Consider the following 15,735-nt stretch of genomic DNA (forward strand, 5'->3'; position numbering starts at 1 on the left):
GGAAGTCTGTCTGTTATAGCCTAATTGAGAGTCACCCATGACTAAACGCCTGTTGATTGTGTTTTTACTTGGCTTTTCTTCAGGGTTACCTCTCGCCTTGATTACCAGTACACTGCAAGCCTGGTATGCGGACACGGGACTCTCGGTTCTTGCCACCGGGATGCTGAGCCTGGTTGGTTTGCCCTATGTGTATCGGATTTGTTGGGGACCTTTGCTGGACCGTTACTCCTTATTTTCTTTAGGTAAACGCCGCAGTTGGATGCTGTTGATGCAATTGGCCCTCTTGCTTGGTTTTAATAGCCTTGCCTGGTTTACACCGCGGCAATCCCCCGAATTGATGGCGTTTATCGCGCTGATTCTTGCTTGTTTTTCAGCGACGCAGGATGTAGCCATTGACGCACAGCGTGCCGAATATTTACCGGTTCCAGAGCATGGGATGGGCGCGTCACTTGCTGTCTTTGGCTATCGTCTGGCCTTATTAATTGCCGGGGGGCTCGCTTTAATTATGGCGCATCATTTGGGATGGGCGGCGACCTATCGGATTATGGGCTTATTGATGCTGGTTGGGGTTTTCGCTACGCTCTGGAGTGAAGAACCCGTGCATTACAGCGAAGAAAACACGGGGTTCGTCACCGCTTTCCTTGCGCCTGTCAGGGATCTTTGCCGTCGCCGCGACATCATTCCTCTGGTGTTGTTTATTCTTTTCTACAAATTGGGGGAGGCTTTTACGGCCACTACCAGCGGCATCATTATGCCTTTTTTAATTCAGGGCGTTGGTTTTTCTTTAGAAACCATTGGCTATGTGAATAAAATGCTTGGCATAGCCTCCATTCTATTGGGTGGATTGGCAGCGGGATTTTTGCTTCTGCGTTGGTCTTTGTACAAGGCGTTGCTCAGTTTTGGACTGCTGCAGGCTTTAACCAATCTGCTGTTTGTGGCTTTGGCGCTCACAGGTAAAAATCTGCCTTTGTTTGCTGCAGCCGTCATTTGTGACAATTTTGCAGCTGGAATGGGGTCGACCGCGTTGGTTGCCTTGTTTATGCGCCTGGTGAACCGCCAATACACTGCGACCCAGTTTTCTATTCTGGTGGCTGTTTCGAGCCTGCCCCGCATCTTATCCGGTCCTTTAGCGGCCTTGCTGCAAATGGGGGTAGGGTGGGTCGGCCTCTATCAGCTTTCGTTTTTTCTGGCCTTAGGCTTCATCCCGTTTTTAATCATGATAAGACGTGAGACCCAGCCTGAACCTGCCATGGCCGTGCTTGAGCGCGGTTGATTAAACAGCCATTTTTCATTTAGGCACTTTTTGCAAAATAAGAATAAAAAAATTCATTCTTCCATCCAATTTGAACAAAATTTAAACTATATTTATAGAATGTGCCTTATGGAATACGATTATGCATTGTCCTGCTGTTGGAATTACCAGTGTCAGTTTGAGTTTTCCCCCTTTGTACATGCACCTCAGAGAATTAGCCGGCTTACGCGGCGTTGACGTCGAAAAATACACCATCGGTTTAGGCTTGAATGAAATGGCCCTTTGCGGCAAACACTGCTCAGTAATTAACTTGGCCATTGCTGCTGCTCGAGGTGCCATTGCCCATTGGGGAGGTCACGCTGAGGACATTGGCCTTATTGCAGTCGGTACAGAAACACCGGTGGATTATAGCCGTCCTTTAAGCGCCTGGGTGGCTTCTGAACTTAAAATTCAGGGGCATGTCCGTTCCTACGAAGTGAAACATGCCTGTTATGGTGGAACCTTGGCTATCCTGCAGGCTGCGGAATGGTATTTAAGTCAGACCAACAGGCAAAAAGTGGCATTGGTTATTGCGGTCGATGAAGCGCTTTATGCTGAAAATGATGCAGGTGAGCCGACACAGGGGGCTGGGGCTGTTGCATTTATTATCGGTCCTCCGGTCTTGGCGGCGCTTCATGTTGGTCATACCATTGCCTACAGTGAACCCGTGTTTGATTTCTGGAAACCGCTCGATAAACATTACCCTGAAGTCAATGGTGCGTTCAGTCTGGAGTGTTATAAGCGCGCGGCGGTGTCCTGTTACAAAAAATTGGTTGGGGATCATGATCCCATGCAGGTATTAACACAGTACAAGGCCTTGTGCTTCCATGTCCCCTTCCCCAAAATGGTCTATAAAGCTTTTGCAGCGGTGGGGGAAAGCCTGGGTTTGACCGAATCAGAGACCCATGAACTGTATCAGAGCCGCGTTGCTCCTTTCATGGCATGGAATCAACGATGTGGCAATGCGTACACCGCCAGTTTATGGATTATGTTTGCCTATGCCCTGGGTCTGGCGTCTGCCAATGAACAGTTTTTATTATTTTCCTACGGATCTGGCATGGGATCAGAACTGATTGGTTGCTCCATCCGCATGGAAAATGAGGATAAAACCTGGCACCACGAGGCTGAGTATCAATTGAATAACCGGCAAGAGGTCTTTGCCAACGATTATGTAATCATGCGCCAGAATAAACCTTCAGAATAAGCGATCAATAAGGTGGCCTTAAGGACTAGGCTTGGTGGATTAGGGAGGAAATGATGACACTTTTATAGCTGTGTGGCTATCAGGAGGATCCGATGTCGGAGAATAATCAATTCGAAGGATTTTCAAAATTGACACGGATGGAACGTTATCAACGACTTAAAGCATTGGGTGCTTTAACCGATGAGGACATTGCTTTTTTACAGAGCGGGGCCGTGACTGATCCCTGTTTAGCTGAAAACCTGATTGAGAATGCGATTGGCTATTTTCAATTGCCCCTGGGCGTCGCCGGTCATTTTCGCATAGACGGTAAAGACTTGGTCATTCCCATGGCGGTCGAGGAAACCTCCATTATTGCGGCCTTATCGAAAACGGCCAAATGGGTCAGAGAATGCGGCGAGATTACGACCGCCATAGAAGGCGACTGCATTATCGGCCAGATTCAGATCGCGCATGTTAAAAACAGGCTGCAACTGGAAATCCTTCTGCAGGAAAACAAAGATAAACTGATTGCCATGGTGAATTCGTCGATCGCCTCCAGCATGGTTAAACGCCAGGGCGGTGTAAAGGACATTGAGTTGCGGACAGTACCCTATGGGAATGGTGAGCTGATGGCTGTTATTCATGTCACCATGAACCCTGTGGATGCCATGGGCGCCAACCTGCTGAATCAGGTTCTTGAATATTTGAAATCACCCATAGAGCAGTTGACCCAGGAAAAGGTAAGCCTTTGTATCTTATCCAATTTAAATGATAAAAAAATAACCACCGCTCAGGTTGTGATTCGTGAGATCGATGCCGAGCTTGGGGAAAAAATAGCCTTGGCTTCGGAGTTTGCCAAACAGGATCCCTACCGTGCAGCAACGCACAACAAAGGGGTTCTCAACGGCATTGATCCGGTAGCCATCGCCACGGGCAATGACTGGCGTGCGGTGGAAGCAGGCATCCATGCCTATGCGGTAAAGCAGGGGCAATACCGGGCGATTACTCAATGGTCTTATCGGGATGGGACACTGTATGGCGAATTCAGAGCGCCGCTGGTTGTGGGGATAGTCGGCGGCGTGACGACCCTGCATCCCACCGCCAGAATGGCTTTGCGCATGATGAATATCCAATCGGCCAATCAGTTGTCCCGTATTATGGCGGCAGTCGGTCTGGTGCAGAATTTAGGGGCGTTAAAGGCTTTATGCACCGTAGGGATAAGCCAGGGGCATATGAAACTGCATTTAAATAATTTAATCTTAAAAACCGATGCAACGGAAAAGGAAACCCCGCTGTTGAAGGCGAGGCTTGAACAATCCCTGTTGATCAATAAACACATTACCGAACATGATGTGATTGCTATCCTTAATGACCTGAGAGAAGCCTTACGAAATGATGAAATGGAACGTTCCCGCTAAAACCTTCCTGCTGGGGGAATATGCCGCCTTAGAAGGCGGCTCGGCGTTGGTCTTAACGACTAAACCCTGTTTTGAACTGACCCTGGTCGATGAACCGGTATTAAAAGGCATTGACCCGGCGTCTCCCGCCGGCCGCTATTGGCTCAGTTTGCCTCCGGTTGCACAGGGCCTGAGCTGGCATGATCCCTATGATGGCATTGGCGGACTGGGTGCTTCAAGCGCTCAGTTTCTTGCCGTGTATCTTGCGGATTGCCATTTACACAACCATCACCCTAACCGCAAGGCGCTGCTTGAGCGGTATTTCCAGTTTGCCTGGGATGGCAAAGGCATTAAGCCAAGTGGTTATGATGTGTTGGCGCAGGAGCAGCAGCAATGTGTATTTATCAATAGACAACGCAGTGAGACGCGTAATTATCCCTGGCCTTTTGGTGAATTGGGTTTTATATTGGTTCACAGTAGCAATAAATTAGCTACGCACCAGCATTTACAATCCTTTCAATTGCAGTTTTCAACCGAAAGACTATCACGGCTTGCCGACCAGGGTTGTATGGCTTTTGAGCAAGCCAATGACACCCTGCTGGTCAATGCCGTTAATGCCTGTCAACAACAGCTTGAAGCCTTGCAGCTGGTCGCCCCAGAAAGTGTAAAGACTATTGCTGCTTTAAAAAGCAATGAAGGCGTTGTGGCGGCCAAAGGCTGCGGTGCTCTGGGTGCCGATGTCATTTTACTGCTGGTTGAAAAACGCCGATTGAGCGGGCTGCGTAATGAATTATTGGCACAGGAGTATAATGTTCTTGCTACTAATGTGGATTTACACCTAGGCGAGCATTTAGTCGAGTCATCAAGGGTAAAAACAAGAATTTGAAGCAGGAACAGTCTCTTATCTGTAGTTGTTTACAGGCAGGAGTATAATGTTCTTGCTGCTAATGTGGATTTACACCTAGGCGAGCATTTAGTCGAGTCATCGGCTATCTTTGTTATAATAGCGGCGTGTGTGCCAGGGTGGCGGAATTAGTAGACGCGCCGGATTCAAAATCCGGTGATGGTGACATCGTGTCGGTTCGACTCCGACCCTCGGTACCAAATTAATCGGGTATTTCCCTATTACGGAAGCACCAGTTAATCAGTAATATGGTCTTACAACAGTTTAATTGCGAAAGCTCTCCTAAATAAATTTTCTCTTTGTAAAATCTTCGTTTGGTGCTATTTACATTTTAAAAACGCTATACTTAGGATTTATTGATACTATTAGCACAATGTCTTCCAAGAATAGATAATGCCTTGGATGGACAATTTTAGAGTCAAAATGACTAAAACTCTGATGTAAACCTTATTCATCAAATTGTGTAAAAGTTCACGAAGAAGCAAATTTAACTGAGGGAATACTGATCTGACCAAAATATTGTACGTACCCAGGTGCACATCCCTGTTGATTACATGAAAAATCAAACAGCTTTACGTTACGCGGATAAAAATTATTATACACTAGAGTATTATCGTTGTGTTTTTGCATTCGGCGTAGTTTATTTATAACAGGTACTATACGTAAATTCTTCGGTCGTTTTGCACTGGCCTGCAAATCAGAGGCTCCAAGTGGAATTCCTTCTTTCGTGGTGACCATGATGCCTAGCCAAGGATCAAAAAGCACCCACTTACTAAGCTCATTTACCCATACTTCTGCTGTTGCGTGACTGTAAGCAATTAAATCCTTAAGCTGGGGAGAATAATTTAAAGCAGATACAGGTCTTACCTTAAGACCAAGTCCATAGGATCCGTGAATAAAAAGATCCCTCATACCCTGACACATCACTGAAAACCCGCCTTTGCGAATAATACTTAATTTATCTTCAAAAGAATGAGTGAGAAACTGCCTGTAGCTCATGTTAATAGGACCTTGTCTTATGGGTTTTTCCCACAGATAATGCAGCAAAGCCATCGCCTGCCTTATCTCAGGATAGGTCGAGTGACCCAATGGTTTGAGATGTTTTAAATCAGGCTTTCCTATTAATATTACAGGTTGCGTATTGTTTTTAGTAACGCCGACATGCGTCTTTAAAGTACTCCGTCCTAAAATTGTATAACCATCTGGCTTCGAGTAATTTAAATTACTAGCTAACCAGCCTGCAGACTGCCTTATAAACTCCATGTAATTATTATCCACAAAAATAACTATAGAATATTCGGTCAATCTGGGCTCTTTATCGGGGTCAAAGGAAATAATTAATTTATTATCAGTTGAAGGAAAACGAATTGTTTTAACTTTAAGCTCTTTCAAATTAGATAGACTGGGAACAGTATCCAATATCACATAACCAGCTGTTTTGGGGGATTCATCAAAATAAAGCTCTATGCGGCCGACTTTTTGCTTATAAGCAATCAGATTGATGGTATAACCAGAATTAAAGTAGAATACGAAAGGCAGTAGTAAAACAATCCTTTTAATCAAAGGCATGCTGTCCATAAATTACAAAAAATCAATAGCGTAATTTAACCCAACTATTCAAAACAATCAATAATAGGTTTGCTCCCTGCTTGGTACGCATTATAGTCGACTTTTAAAATTAACTAACCTTATGAGCGACTCGCCGGCATACAACTCCATGTTAGTAGCCAATACGCTCCCCCCCATCCCGGACAACTCGAAGGATAAAAACAAGAATTTGAAGCAGGAACAGTCTCTTATCTGTAGTTGATTACAGGGATGGGATGTGTTAATATTGGTCAAATAGATCTTTGTTTGTTATGTAATGTTCGGTAAAGTCGAATCAAAAAAGAAGCTGCTTCACTCAATTAGACCCTCATCTACTGTTGATATAACCGAATTTAGGAATTTTCTTAAAGATAATCAGAAAAAATCAATCAACGCGAAATTTTTGCTGGAAGACACGAAGTTTCATCATCTAGAAGATTTTGAGAAGCGGTTTTTAAATGATCTGCCTCTTGTAAAGGAAATTATTGCTCAGGAAATTAATCGGCCTGAAGGAACGTTTGCCTTTTACCATGGGAGCTCGAATGCAGTAAAATTCTTACGCATGGTCATGAGTGCTGTTTCTAAAGAAATGGCTCAAACAGACCCGCAGGTTGTAAAATCTAATCTTGTTTTTGGTGCTATTAAATCTCAAACCTATTCACCCAAAACATTTTTTGAGAAACATTTGGATGGGAATCCCGCGTTATACCCATTCAGTGCTGAGTATAATTCAAAAAAACCACCACTTGATCATGAAACCAAAATTGCTAAAGTTGTCTTGGCTGCCTCAATGCTATTGCATGATGGTTTACTTGGTGAAACTGCCTGGCTTATGTATCATCGGAATATGAGCTTCTCAATCAGTAAAGAATCCAATTTTGTCAAGAGTATCCTGCAGGAATTTTGCAAAAAAAATAGGCTTGAAAACTTTCCTATTGATGCAATTGTTGCATGTTATGATGAATACCGTTCTGTTTTACAGGCACAACTGTTGCAAATTTTTGTCAGAAAAGAAAGCTTGAATTCTTTAGGATACTATTGTTATGCGGGAGGGGTACCACTCGTTAAAGATAGTGTTGCATTTCTAGACCAGCTTTATGATGACCTGAATAAACATAGTTGTTCAAATTGGGAAAGTTGTATTGCCGAAAGACTGGGTTATGCCCTTGAGGAAGAGAAACTCTACCATTTGGTTCATCCTCAGCATGCCCCGAGTCATAAGCTTCTCAACTCAGGAAGTGTACAATGGCACGAATTTTTACAGGTTCGGTTTTTAACCGCCAATCCAAATTTTTATAACTCAGAACAGGTCAGTGTTAATGAGTATTATAAATCCGATGAAGCGTATCAGATGGCTAAGAAACTAAAATTGTCATTAAAACTTGAAATTAAAGCTTATTTTAAAAATAAGGGTAATAATTCAGACAATCTCTTGCAAGAGACCAGTGCATTGGAAACCTGCCATTTAAACTTTGGTACCGAGGGTCGGAGTCGAACCGACACGATGTCACCATCACCGGATTTTGAATCCGGCGCGTCTACCAATTCCGCCACCCCGGCACACACGCCGCCATTATAACAAAGATAGCCATTGAAACAATGGTCATACTAAAATAATTTAATAAAATTGCTGTTTTATAGACAGTCTCCTGCGTATCATGAGAACAAGTTTATTGCGAGTAAACCGAATGAAAAAAATACTATTGCTTACAGCATGCTGTTTGATAGCGTGTACCGGGTACGCGGCGATGACGACCTGCCCCGATCCCAACACCACGTCCCTGCAATGGGGTGAGCCGCCGGCTCCCTGGGTTGTCAACCCGTATTCCCCACATAAACCCCAGGGGGAAGCGAATACGGCATTCGTCAGGGCTAATCTTTTAGTGGCGGGTTTGGGGCGAGGGGTGGTCTGTACTTATAAAAACTCGCTGGGCGAATACTCCATTTGGTGGCAAGTGCTGGTCAAAATTCCTTCCCGCAATGATTACCGCTGGATAGATACCTTGGGCGGATTTGTTTGCACCCAATCGTTGACCGATTGCGAATTCAGTGCAGCCAGTTGAGATGGTTATGCTTGCAGTATCCGTAACGTGAATGTGATCGAAGTAAATCCACATTGATAAAAACGAGTCCTTCCCGCGCAGGCGGGAATCCAGGCGCAAGATTTCGACATGGCTCCCCCGCCTGCGCGGGGGATGACAGAGGAGAGGCGGGGGATGACAGGGGGAGCGAAGGATGATGGGAAGTGAAGGATGGCGGGGAGTGAAAGATGACGGGAGTGGCGGAGGATGACAGGGGGCTGGAAGGATGGTTGCTCCCATTACCCCCCTATAATCGATCCTCAGTAATATTGATCATCATTTCCAGGGCTTTTTTTGCATTGTCGATAACCCACTGCTGATCCTGTACGTTCAAGCGTTGACGCATGCCGGTAAATTCATTCACCACATCGCCGGCTTTGACTTCATTATACGCCATGGGTTTACCTTGCCGCAGAAGATCAACCAGAGCAACCAAATGCGGCGGATCATTACGGGACATGGTAGCACAACCGCAGCCCATGCCTTTTTCATGATCCTTTTTGGGAGCTTCCGCAAGATTAACCACGGTAATCCCCAGGTGGCGGCAATATTGTTTGACATTGTCCACCATGTGATTTTCGGTACCGATAGCATAGCGTCCGGTTCCGGCCCGATCATTCACCACATAATCCCAGATGAAGGCGGTTGAGCCTGCCTGATGGGCTGCGCGAATGACTTCATTACGGCATTCCGGGTGTACGACGGTGGTATAGCCTTGACTATGCCAGTATTCGCACATGTCGGCGCGGTAATGGGTATGGACTGCGCACTGACTGGAGAACAGGATCAATTCAGCCTCGTCAAACTGTTTTAAGGTTTGATTGTCCTGTGCAGCCAGCGAATACTGAGCCCCTGCCGTACCGCCGGGCCAGTATGCCAGCTTGTTAATGCCTAGCCAATAAGCAACATTTTCTCCCATGTGCTGATCAGGGATAAACAGAATCTTTTTGTGTTGTTTCTGGGCCCATTGGAATATTTTTTTGACATTGGAACTGGTACAGACGGCGCCGCCTTGCGCGCCGGTCATGGCTTTCACCCGACCGGAAGTATTCATGTAACACACCGGCAGAATGTTTTCGGCGCCGTAGCGCTCGTTTAAATCCAGGAAAGCCGGTTCCACCATAAAATCCTTGGCCAGCATTTCCATGGTGCAACCGGATTTGGGGTTGGTGATGTAAACATGCTGGTTATTATTGGCAAGAATACTGATGGATTCCGCCATGAAATGCACGGCTGATTCAATGATGACTGACTTTTGCGGATTGTTGGCGGCCATCAGCGCTAATTGATAGGAATCGCCAATCTGCCCGCCAAATTGCTCCACGAGACGAACAATTTCGCCGCCCATGTAATAATGAGCCAGTAACAACAGTTGATCGCCAAAATGGTCCTGAGCTTTTTTCAAATAAGGCGTCATCCAGGCTAAAACCGTTGTCAGTTTGCGATCGGGCAGGGCCAGGTATTCCTCGGCATAAGGAATGAATTCTTCCTGATACCAATCGAGAGGGTAGTCGCTTTGACAAATACTCATGTCATTGGTAATCGACATTAATGTCTTCTCAGGTTGGTAAGTACTGGCGTCGGTTAACATAATTTCATCTCAACTAAATAACGAATTTTGAGGGGTAGTCAGCCTTAGGATGCTTTCTTCAGCATAGGCATTCTTACGGGGAAAATCTTCACGGTAATGGCCGCCACGTGACTCCCGGCGAGACAGGGCTGCCCTGACGATCAGTTCCGCATTCAGCACGATGTTGCGTAATTCGATAAAATCCCGGGTGATGCAATGCTTCCAATAGTATTCTTCGATGACTTCTTTTCGTTTCATTATTAATTGTAGTAAATCCTGCAATCCGGCTTCGGTACGAACGATGCCGGCGTAAGAGGTCATTTCGCCGCGAAGACCCCGCCAGTGGGCGTTAATCTGGCTTGCCCGCCGGGCATTCACTTCACCGGGTGAGTTCCAGTTGGGAATGCGCTCCACGTTTTTACTGAAGGAGGTAATGTCTTTCAGGGAGCAACGGGCGGCATTACTGGCCATGACGATGGCTTCAAGCAGGGAGTTGCTGGCCAGACGGTTAGCGCCATGCAGGCCGGTAAAGGCCACTTCGCCAATGGCATAAAGCCGCCTTAAATCAGTCCGGCCATCGACGTCAGTCAATACCCCGCCGCATTGGTAATGGGCAGCGGGAACGACAGGAATCATATCCTGGCTCATGTCGATGCCGATGGTGAGCAGGGTTGAATAAATTTGCGGAAAGCGTTTTTTCAGGAAGGCTCGGGATTGATGGGTAATATCCAGATTCACATAGCCGCTGTTGCTCTGCTCAATCTCACTGAAAATGGCGCGGGCTACCACATCGCGGGTGGCCAGTTCCAGATGTTCCGGCGCATAACGGCGCATGAAGCGCTCGCCATTATCGGCATTTTTCAGCAGGGCGCCTTCACCGCGCACGGCTTCAGAGATTAAAAAATTGTTGAGCGAGTGGTGGTGGAGCAGGGTAGGATGAAACTGATAAAATTCCATATTGCCTACGCGTGCACCGGCGCGGTAGGCCATGGCAACGCCATCGCCAGTGGCCACCATGGGGTTGGTGGTGTAGCGGTAGGTTTTTCCAGCGCCGCCGGTTGCTAAAACAACGCAGCGTGCGGCAAAGGTATGGATAAGGTTCTTTGTGCAATCAAGAACATAAGCCCCTAAAACTTCGCCTTGAATGTCAGTTCGGTGCGGGTGGTAATGGGTAATTAAGTTCACCGCGACATGATGCTCAAAAAACTCAATCTGCGGATGCTTTTGCGCGGTTTGAAGCAGGGCCTGGGTAACTGACAAACCAGTCTGATCGCCGCAATTAAAAATACGCCGGTGCGAATGGCCGCCTTCCTGGGCCAAAACAAAATGGCCCTTGCTGTCTTTGGTAAATTGCACGGGGTAGTTTAACAATTCCTCAATGGCCTGAGGCCCCTGACGGATAATGAATTCGACTGCCGGGGCATAGCAGAGTCCATCACCGGCGTGAAGCGTGTCGGCAATGTGCGCTTCCAGCGAATCCTCGCCGGATACCGCCGCGGCGATCCCGCCCTGTGCGTAGCGGCTGTTGCATTCATTGAGCTCGGCTTTGCTGATGAGTGCAATGCGGATGCGAGGTTCGAGTTTCAGCAATTGCAGGCAATAATGCAGGCCAGCTAAACCTGTGCCCAGAACCAGGACATCAAATTCCTTCGCGCTTCCCTGCTGTGAAAGCGTACTGTTCATGAGAACGCCTTCACCAGTTGCGCGGCAAGGCCGGTGTAGGTTTCCGGAGTCAGGTTGATCAGGCTCTCTTTGGCAGCCGCCGGTATATCCAGCGTTTGAATGAATTTCTTCAAATTATCCTTGTCGATGCCCTGACCTCGGGTTAAGGCTTTTAATTGTTCATAGGCATTGGGAATTTGATAACGGCGCATGACGGTTTGAATGGCCTCGGATAAAATTTCCCAATTTCCTTGAAGATCATCGAGCAGGGCCTGCTTATTGATTTGCAGCTTGTCATTGCCTTTGGCAATGGCCTGATAGGCAATCAGGCTGTAAGCGAAAGCCACGCCCAGATTACGCAGGACAGTGGAATCAGATAAATCGCGCTGCATGCGGGACTGGGTTAATTTATTGGCGAAATGATCAAACAACGCATTGGCCATGCCGAGATTCCCTTCCGCGTTTTCAAAATCGATGGGGTTGACTTTATGCGGCATAGTGGAAGATCCCACCTCTTCAGCCACGGTTTTCTGGGTGAAATAATTTAAGGAAATGTAAGTCCAGATGTCCCGTGTGTAATCGAGCAGGATATTATTGATCCGAATCATGATATGGCAGACTTCCGCAATGCCGTCATGCGGTTCAATCTGGGTGGTGTAAGCGCTGAAAGACAGTCCCAGTGAACTGACAAAACTGGCGCAATGCTTACGCCAGTCAATTTCGGGGTACGCCACAATATGGGCGTTGTAATTGCCGACGGCCCCATTGCATTTGGCCGGGATTAAAACCTCGGCCAGCTGCTGCTGCGGCCGTTTCAAACGGGCGACAAAATTGACCAGTTCTTTGCCTATGGTGGTCGGCGTAGCCGGTTGGCCATGGGTTCGCGCCAGCATGGCCACATCGCCATGCTGCTTGCCAAGCAGCATGATGCCGCCAATGATTTCAGCCAGGGTTGGCTGGATAATCTGGGCAATGGCCGATTTAAGCATCAGGGCGTAGGCGAGATTATTGATGTCTTCCGAGGTGCAGGCGAAATGAATAAAGCCGCAATAGGCCTTTAAATCGTTCTGTCCGTTCAGCCTGTCCCGCAGGTAATATTCAATGGCTTTGACATCATGGTTGGTTTGTTTCTCAAAGGCTTTGACTTTTTCTGCCTCGGCTTCATTAAACTCAGTTAAAATCGCATCAAGATAAGCTTTGCCGCGGGCATTCAGCGGCGGCAATTCTTTAATGTCCTCATTACCGGCCAAGGATTGAAGCCAGCGGATTTCGACCATCAGGCGAAAATAGATAAGTGCGTACTCACTGAAATAAGGGCTTAAGCTCGTGGTTTTTTTCAAATAACGGCCATCAATTGGTGAAATGGCATTCAATGAGGAGAGAGTCATGTTTTCAACCGCCAATTTATAAAGCACATATGATATTAGATGGCGACCAAGATGTGAATTAAAAAACCCCTGATTCTCTGCAAATTAACACCCTTATTGCTTTTTTAGTGGATATGTAATTGATTTAGCGATTTAATAAGAAAGCGTGTAAGCCAAAAAAACCGCTTGACAACTGACGCAAGGACGAAGGGATGCGCCTGTTTCTCTTTTATATGATGATGATTGCCCATGGCTGCTGTGCCGCAACAGCCGCTAAACCGCTGACCTTTCCCGAAGCCCTGCAATTGGCCTATCGCCATAATCCGGAACTGCAGGTAGCCATTGCCGACGTGGAGCGTCTGAAGGGGAGCGTGATTCAGAACGGTTTATTGCCCAACCCTTCCATTTCACTGGAAGCGGAAAACATAGGGGGGTCGGGGCAGTATCAGGGCTATGAATCCGCAGAAACCACCTTGTCTGTGGCTCAGCCGATTCCCCTTGGCCATCGACTTCATTACCTTCGCTCGGCTGCCCATGCCGGCTATGTTGCCGGTGTTGCCCGTCTGAGTGTTAAAAAAATGGACATTTATAGTCGAGTGGGTATGGCTTATGTCGATGCCCTCTATGCCGCTCAATGGTATAGCGTAACCCGGAAGCTGACCCGGCTTCATCAGCAGATTGTCTCGGAAATCAAACGACGCAATGTCGCCGGAGCCGGCACGGAACTTGATTTACGATTAGCTGAAATCCGGTTTTATGAAGCCAAAATACGTGAAAACCGGGCGCGCCGTGAGATGTTTCTGGCAGAGGCCATGTTGGCGCGGGTGATGGGTGTTAAAATGAAGGGCCATCGGCCATTGACTGACAGGGGCTTGTCGCATCAGACGATGCAATGGCGGCGTATTGTGGAAAAAATGCCTGAAAGTCCTGTGCTTAAGGAAAAACTACTCTTGTTAAAAGCGAGGCGCGCTGAGATTACTGCCGTTAAAAAAGAAGTCTGGCCCAATCTGGTGGTGCAGCTTGGGGGCCGCCATTTTTCCGATGACGGCAACAATGCGGTGGTGGTTTCCACCAGTTCGCAGGTACCGGTGTTTGATCGCAACCAGGGACGAATTGCCGCTGCCGAGGCGCAATACACTCAGGTTCTGCAGGAAATCAAAGTATTGCGCCTGCAGTTGAAGCAGCAGCTTTATCAATACCTGCTGGAGTGGGAGCAGAATGTTTATGAAGCAGAGCGGGTGACCCGCTCCCTGCTGCCACTGGCAAGAAAAGCCGTGAAACTGGCCGAAGAAGGGTATAAGCAGGGGCGTTATACTTATTTGGAATTATCTCAGGCGCTGACGATGCTGTATCAGGAAGAAAAGCACTACCAGCAGGCGCATGCCAATTATCACAAAGCCTTGATACAGATGACAGGAATATTGGGCATTTCGACAACCAGGAAACGCACATGTTGAAAGTCTGTTTAAGAATAAGTCTTGCCATGCTGACCTTGCTGGCCTCATCCCCCCTTGCTGCCCATGGCGAGATCGAAGCTGCCCGCGGGCATGAGGCAATAAAAACAGGTCCTCATGGTGGTAAACTATTACGTCACGGCTCTTTAAGCGTCGAGATCACGATGTTTGAAAAAAACAGCCCGCCGCATTGGCGCGTGTATGTTGCCGACTCAAAGGAAGCAATCAAGCCCCGGCAGGTGCAGCTTAAAATGACGTTAAAGCGTTTTAACGGCAGGGAGGAAACCATTGACTTTATTCCCATGGAGGATTTTCTGCAAAGCCGCCAGGCGATTGATGAACCGCATTCGTTTGATGTCCATGTCCTACTGACTTATCAAGGGCAGCAATACCAATGGCAGTATGCTGATTACGAAGGGCGTTTGACCCTGTCAGACGACATGATGAAGGCCGTGGGCATTAAAACAGCCATTGCTAAAGGCCGTCTTATCGGCAGGCAATTGATCGTGGTGGGTAAAATTGCTGCTAATCGCGATGCTATGGCACCTATTTACCCGCGTTACGCCGGCATTGTCCAATCCGTGCATAAAAATTTAGGCGATGAAGTTAAGAAAGGGGATACGCTCGCCATCGTGGAAAGCAATGAAAGCCTGCAGGATTACACGATCACAGCCCCCATCAGCGGGACGATAGTAAAAAAAGCAGTGACCATGGGGGAAATGGTCAAAATAGATAACCCGATTTTTGAAATTGCCAATCTCGACTCAGTCTGGGCTGATTTGACCCTGTACCGCAAAGAAGCGCCCTTGGTCAAAAAGGGCATGAAAGTTATCGTCAGCAGTGATGGCGGCAAGCCGCGGATGGTGAGTGAAATCAGTTACATTTCACCGCTGGGCATTGAAGACAGTCAGACTGTACTGGCCAGGGCAGTTTTAGCCAATGCTGACATGCAATGGCTGCCGGGAATGTATGTGAATGCCCAAATTACGGTCAGTACCCGGCAGGCAGCCGTGGCTGTCCCGCTGAAAGCCATTCAATGCTGGCATGATCAATCGGTTGTGTTTGTGAAACGGGGAAATCAATTTGAAGCCACTCCCGTAAAACTTGGCGACAAAAACAATCAGTGGGCGGAAATTCTTGCGGGTCTTGAGCCTGGGGATGAATATGTCGTTCAGAACAGTTTTTTTCTGAAGGCGGATTTGGATAAATCCGGGTTTGGGCACGAACACTAAGGAGAGG

The 15,735-nt window shown here is 47.3% G+C and carries 11 protein-coding genes and 2 tRNA genes; 8 read left to right on the plus strand and 5 right to left on the minus strand.

Features of this window, described 5'->3' with window-relative positions; all coding sequences use genetic code 11:
* Positions 1–37 precede the first annotated feature (37 nt).
* From Lrub_RS11285 to Lrub_RS11305, 5 genes are all read left to right on the plus strand, one after another.
* Positions 38–1,273 (plus strand): AmpG family muropeptide MFS transporter, encoded by a 1,236-nt coding sequence (locus Lrub_RS11285; RefSeq protein WP_058532184.1) that lies wholly within the window; start codon positions 38–40, stop codon positions 1,271–1,273.
* Between the two features lie 121 nt (positions 1,274–1,394).
* The gene (locus tag Lrub_RS11290) at positions 1,395–2,495 is read left to right on the plus strand and encodes a hydroxymethylglutaryl-CoA synthase family protein (protein WP_058532185.1); all 1,101 of its coding nucleotides are present in this window, start codon (positions 1,395–1,397) and stop codon (positions 2,493–2,495) included.
* Positions 2,496–2,587: 92 nt separating this feature from the next.
* The gene (locus Lrub_RS11295) at positions 2,588–3,892 is read left to right on the plus strand and encodes a hydroxymethylglutaryl-CoA reductase, degradative (RefSeq protein WP_058532186.1); all 1,305 of its coding nucleotides are present in this window, start codon (positions 2,588–2,590) and stop codon (positions 3,890–3,892) included.
* A complete protein-coding gene (locus tag Lrub_RS11300) occupies positions 3,867–4,757 on the plus strand; it encodes a mevalonate kinase family protein (protein WP_237760803.1) in 891 nt (296 codons plus the stop codon). The genes Lrub_RS11295 and Lrub_RS11300 overlap by 26 nt, the downstream gene beginning before the upstream one ends.
* A gap of 131 nt (positions 4,758–4,888) precedes the next feature.
* Positions 4,889–4,975, plus strand: a tRNA-Leu gene (locus Lrub_RS11305).
* 271 nt (positions 4,976–5,246) lie between these two features.
* On the opposite strand, the gene Lrub_RS11310 is transcribed toward Lrub_RS11305, so the two are convergent.
* Positions 5,247–6,344: a hypothetical protein gene (locus Lrub_RS11310; protein WP_133134146.1), complete on the minus strand. Its 1,098-nt coding sequence runs from the start codon at positions 6,342–6,344 to the stop codon at positions 5,247–5,249.
* Between the two features lie 1,491 nt (positions 6,345–7,835).
* Positions 7,836–7,922: transfer RNA gene (locus Lrub_RS11315), tRNA-Leu, on the minus strand.
* 128 nt (positions 7,923–8,050) lie between these two features.
* Between Lrub_RS11315 and Lrub_RS11320 the strand changes: the two genes are divergently transcribed.
* Positions 8,051–8,425: a DUF3757 domain-containing protein gene (locus Lrub_RS11320; RefSeq protein WP_058532189.1), complete on the plus strand. Its 375-nt coding sequence runs from the start codon at positions 8,051–8,053 to the stop codon at positions 8,423–8,425.
* A 265-nt stretch (positions 8,426–8,690) separates the two neighbouring features.
* Here the strand turns inward: Lrub_RS11320 and nadA are convergent, their stop codons facing one another.
* Genes nadA through purB form a run of 3 tightly spaced genes read right to left on the minus strand, consistent with a single transcriptional unit; the run spans position 8,691 to position 13,063 of the window.
* Positions 8,691–10,034 (minus strand): quinolinate synthase NadA, encoded by a 1,344-nt coding sequence (nadA, locus tag Lrub_RS11325; RefSeq protein ID WP_058532190.1) that lies wholly within the window; start codon positions 10,032–10,034, stop codon positions 8,691–8,693.
* 9 nt (positions 10,035–10,043) lie between these two features.
* Positions 10,044–11,696, minus strand: coding sequence for an L-aspartate oxidase (nadB, locus tag Lrub_RS11330; protein ID WP_058532191.1), 1,653 nt, complete (start codon positions 11,694–11,696; stop codon positions 10,044–10,046).
* Positions 11,693–13,063 carry an adenylosuccinate lyase gene (gene purB, locus Lrub_RS11335; RefSeq protein WP_058532295.1) on the minus strand — a complete coding sequence of 457 codons (1,371 nt, stop codon included), beginning with the start codon at positions 13,061–13,063 and terminating at the stop codon, positions 11,693–11,695. Before purB ends, nadB begins: the two co-directional genes overlap by 4 nt.
* A gap of 191 nt (positions 13,064–13,254) precedes the next feature.
* Here purB and Lrub_RS11340 point away from each other — a divergent pair, with 191 nt between their 5' ends.
* Complete coding sequence (locus tag Lrub_RS11340) at positions 13,255–14,499, plus strand: TolC family protein (protein WP_058532192.1); 1,245 nt, start codon at positions 13,255–13,257, stop codon at positions 14,497–14,499.
* Positions 14,493–15,728 carry an efflux RND transporter periplasmic adaptor subunit gene (locus Lrub_RS11345; RefSeq protein WP_058532193.1) on the plus strand — a complete coding sequence of 412 codons (1,236 nt, stop codon included), beginning with the start codon at positions 14,493–14,495 and terminating at the stop codon, positions 15,726–15,728. The genes Lrub_RS11340 and Lrub_RS11345 overlap by 7 nt, the downstream gene beginning before the upstream one ends.
* The last annotated feature ends 7 nt before the right edge of the window (positions 15,729–15,735 follow it).

The sequence above is a fragment of the Legionella rubrilucens genome (genome assembly GCF_001468125.1).
GTDB classification, from domain to species: Bacteria; Pseudomonadota; Gammaproteobacteria; order Legionellales; family Legionellaceae; genus Legionella_C; species Legionella_C rubrilucens.

Coding starts and splice junctions, on each gene's coding strand:
- Lrub_RS11345 (WP_058532193.1), top strand. CDS start 14,493: ATGTTGAAAGTCTGTTTAAGAATAAGTCTTGCCATGCTGACCTTGCTG.
- Lrub_RS11340 (WP_058532192.1), top strand. CDS start 13,255: ATGCGCCTGTTTCTCTTTTATATGATGATGATTGCCCATGGCTGCTGT.
- Lrub_RS11300 (WP_237760803.1), top strand. CDS start 3,867: ATGATGAAATGGAACGTTCCCGCTAAAACCTTCCTGCTGGGGGAATAT.
- Lrub_RS11285 (WP_058532184.1), top strand. CDS start 38: ATGACTAAACGCCTGTTGATTGTGTTTTTACTTGGCTTTTCTTCAGGG.
- nadB (WP_058532191.1), bottom strand. CDS start 11,696: ATGAACAGTACGCTTTCACAGCAGGGAAGCGCGAAGGAATTTGATGTC.
- Lrub_RS11320 (WP_058532189.1), top strand. CDS start 8,051: ATGAAAAAAATACTATTGCTTACAGCATGCTGTTTGATAGCGTGTACC.
- purB (WP_058532295.1), bottom strand. CDS start 13,063: ATGACTCTCTCCTCATTGAATGCCATTTCACCAATTGATGGCCGTTAT.
- Lrub_RS11290 (WP_058532185.1), top strand. CDS start 1,395: ATGCATTGTCCTGCTGTTGGAATTACCAGTGTCAGTTTGAGTTTTCCC.
- Lrub_RS11310 (WP_133134146.1), bottom strand. CDS start 6,344: ATGCCTTTGATTAAAAGGATTGTTTTACTACTGCCTTTCGTATTCTAC.
- nadA (WP_058532190.1), bottom strand. CDS start 10,034: ATGTTAACCGACGCCAGTACTTACCAACCTGAGAAGACATTAATGTCG.
- Lrub_RS11295 (WP_058532186.1), top strand. CDS start 2,588: ATGTCGGAGAATAATCAATTCGAAGGATTTTCAAAATTGACACGGATG.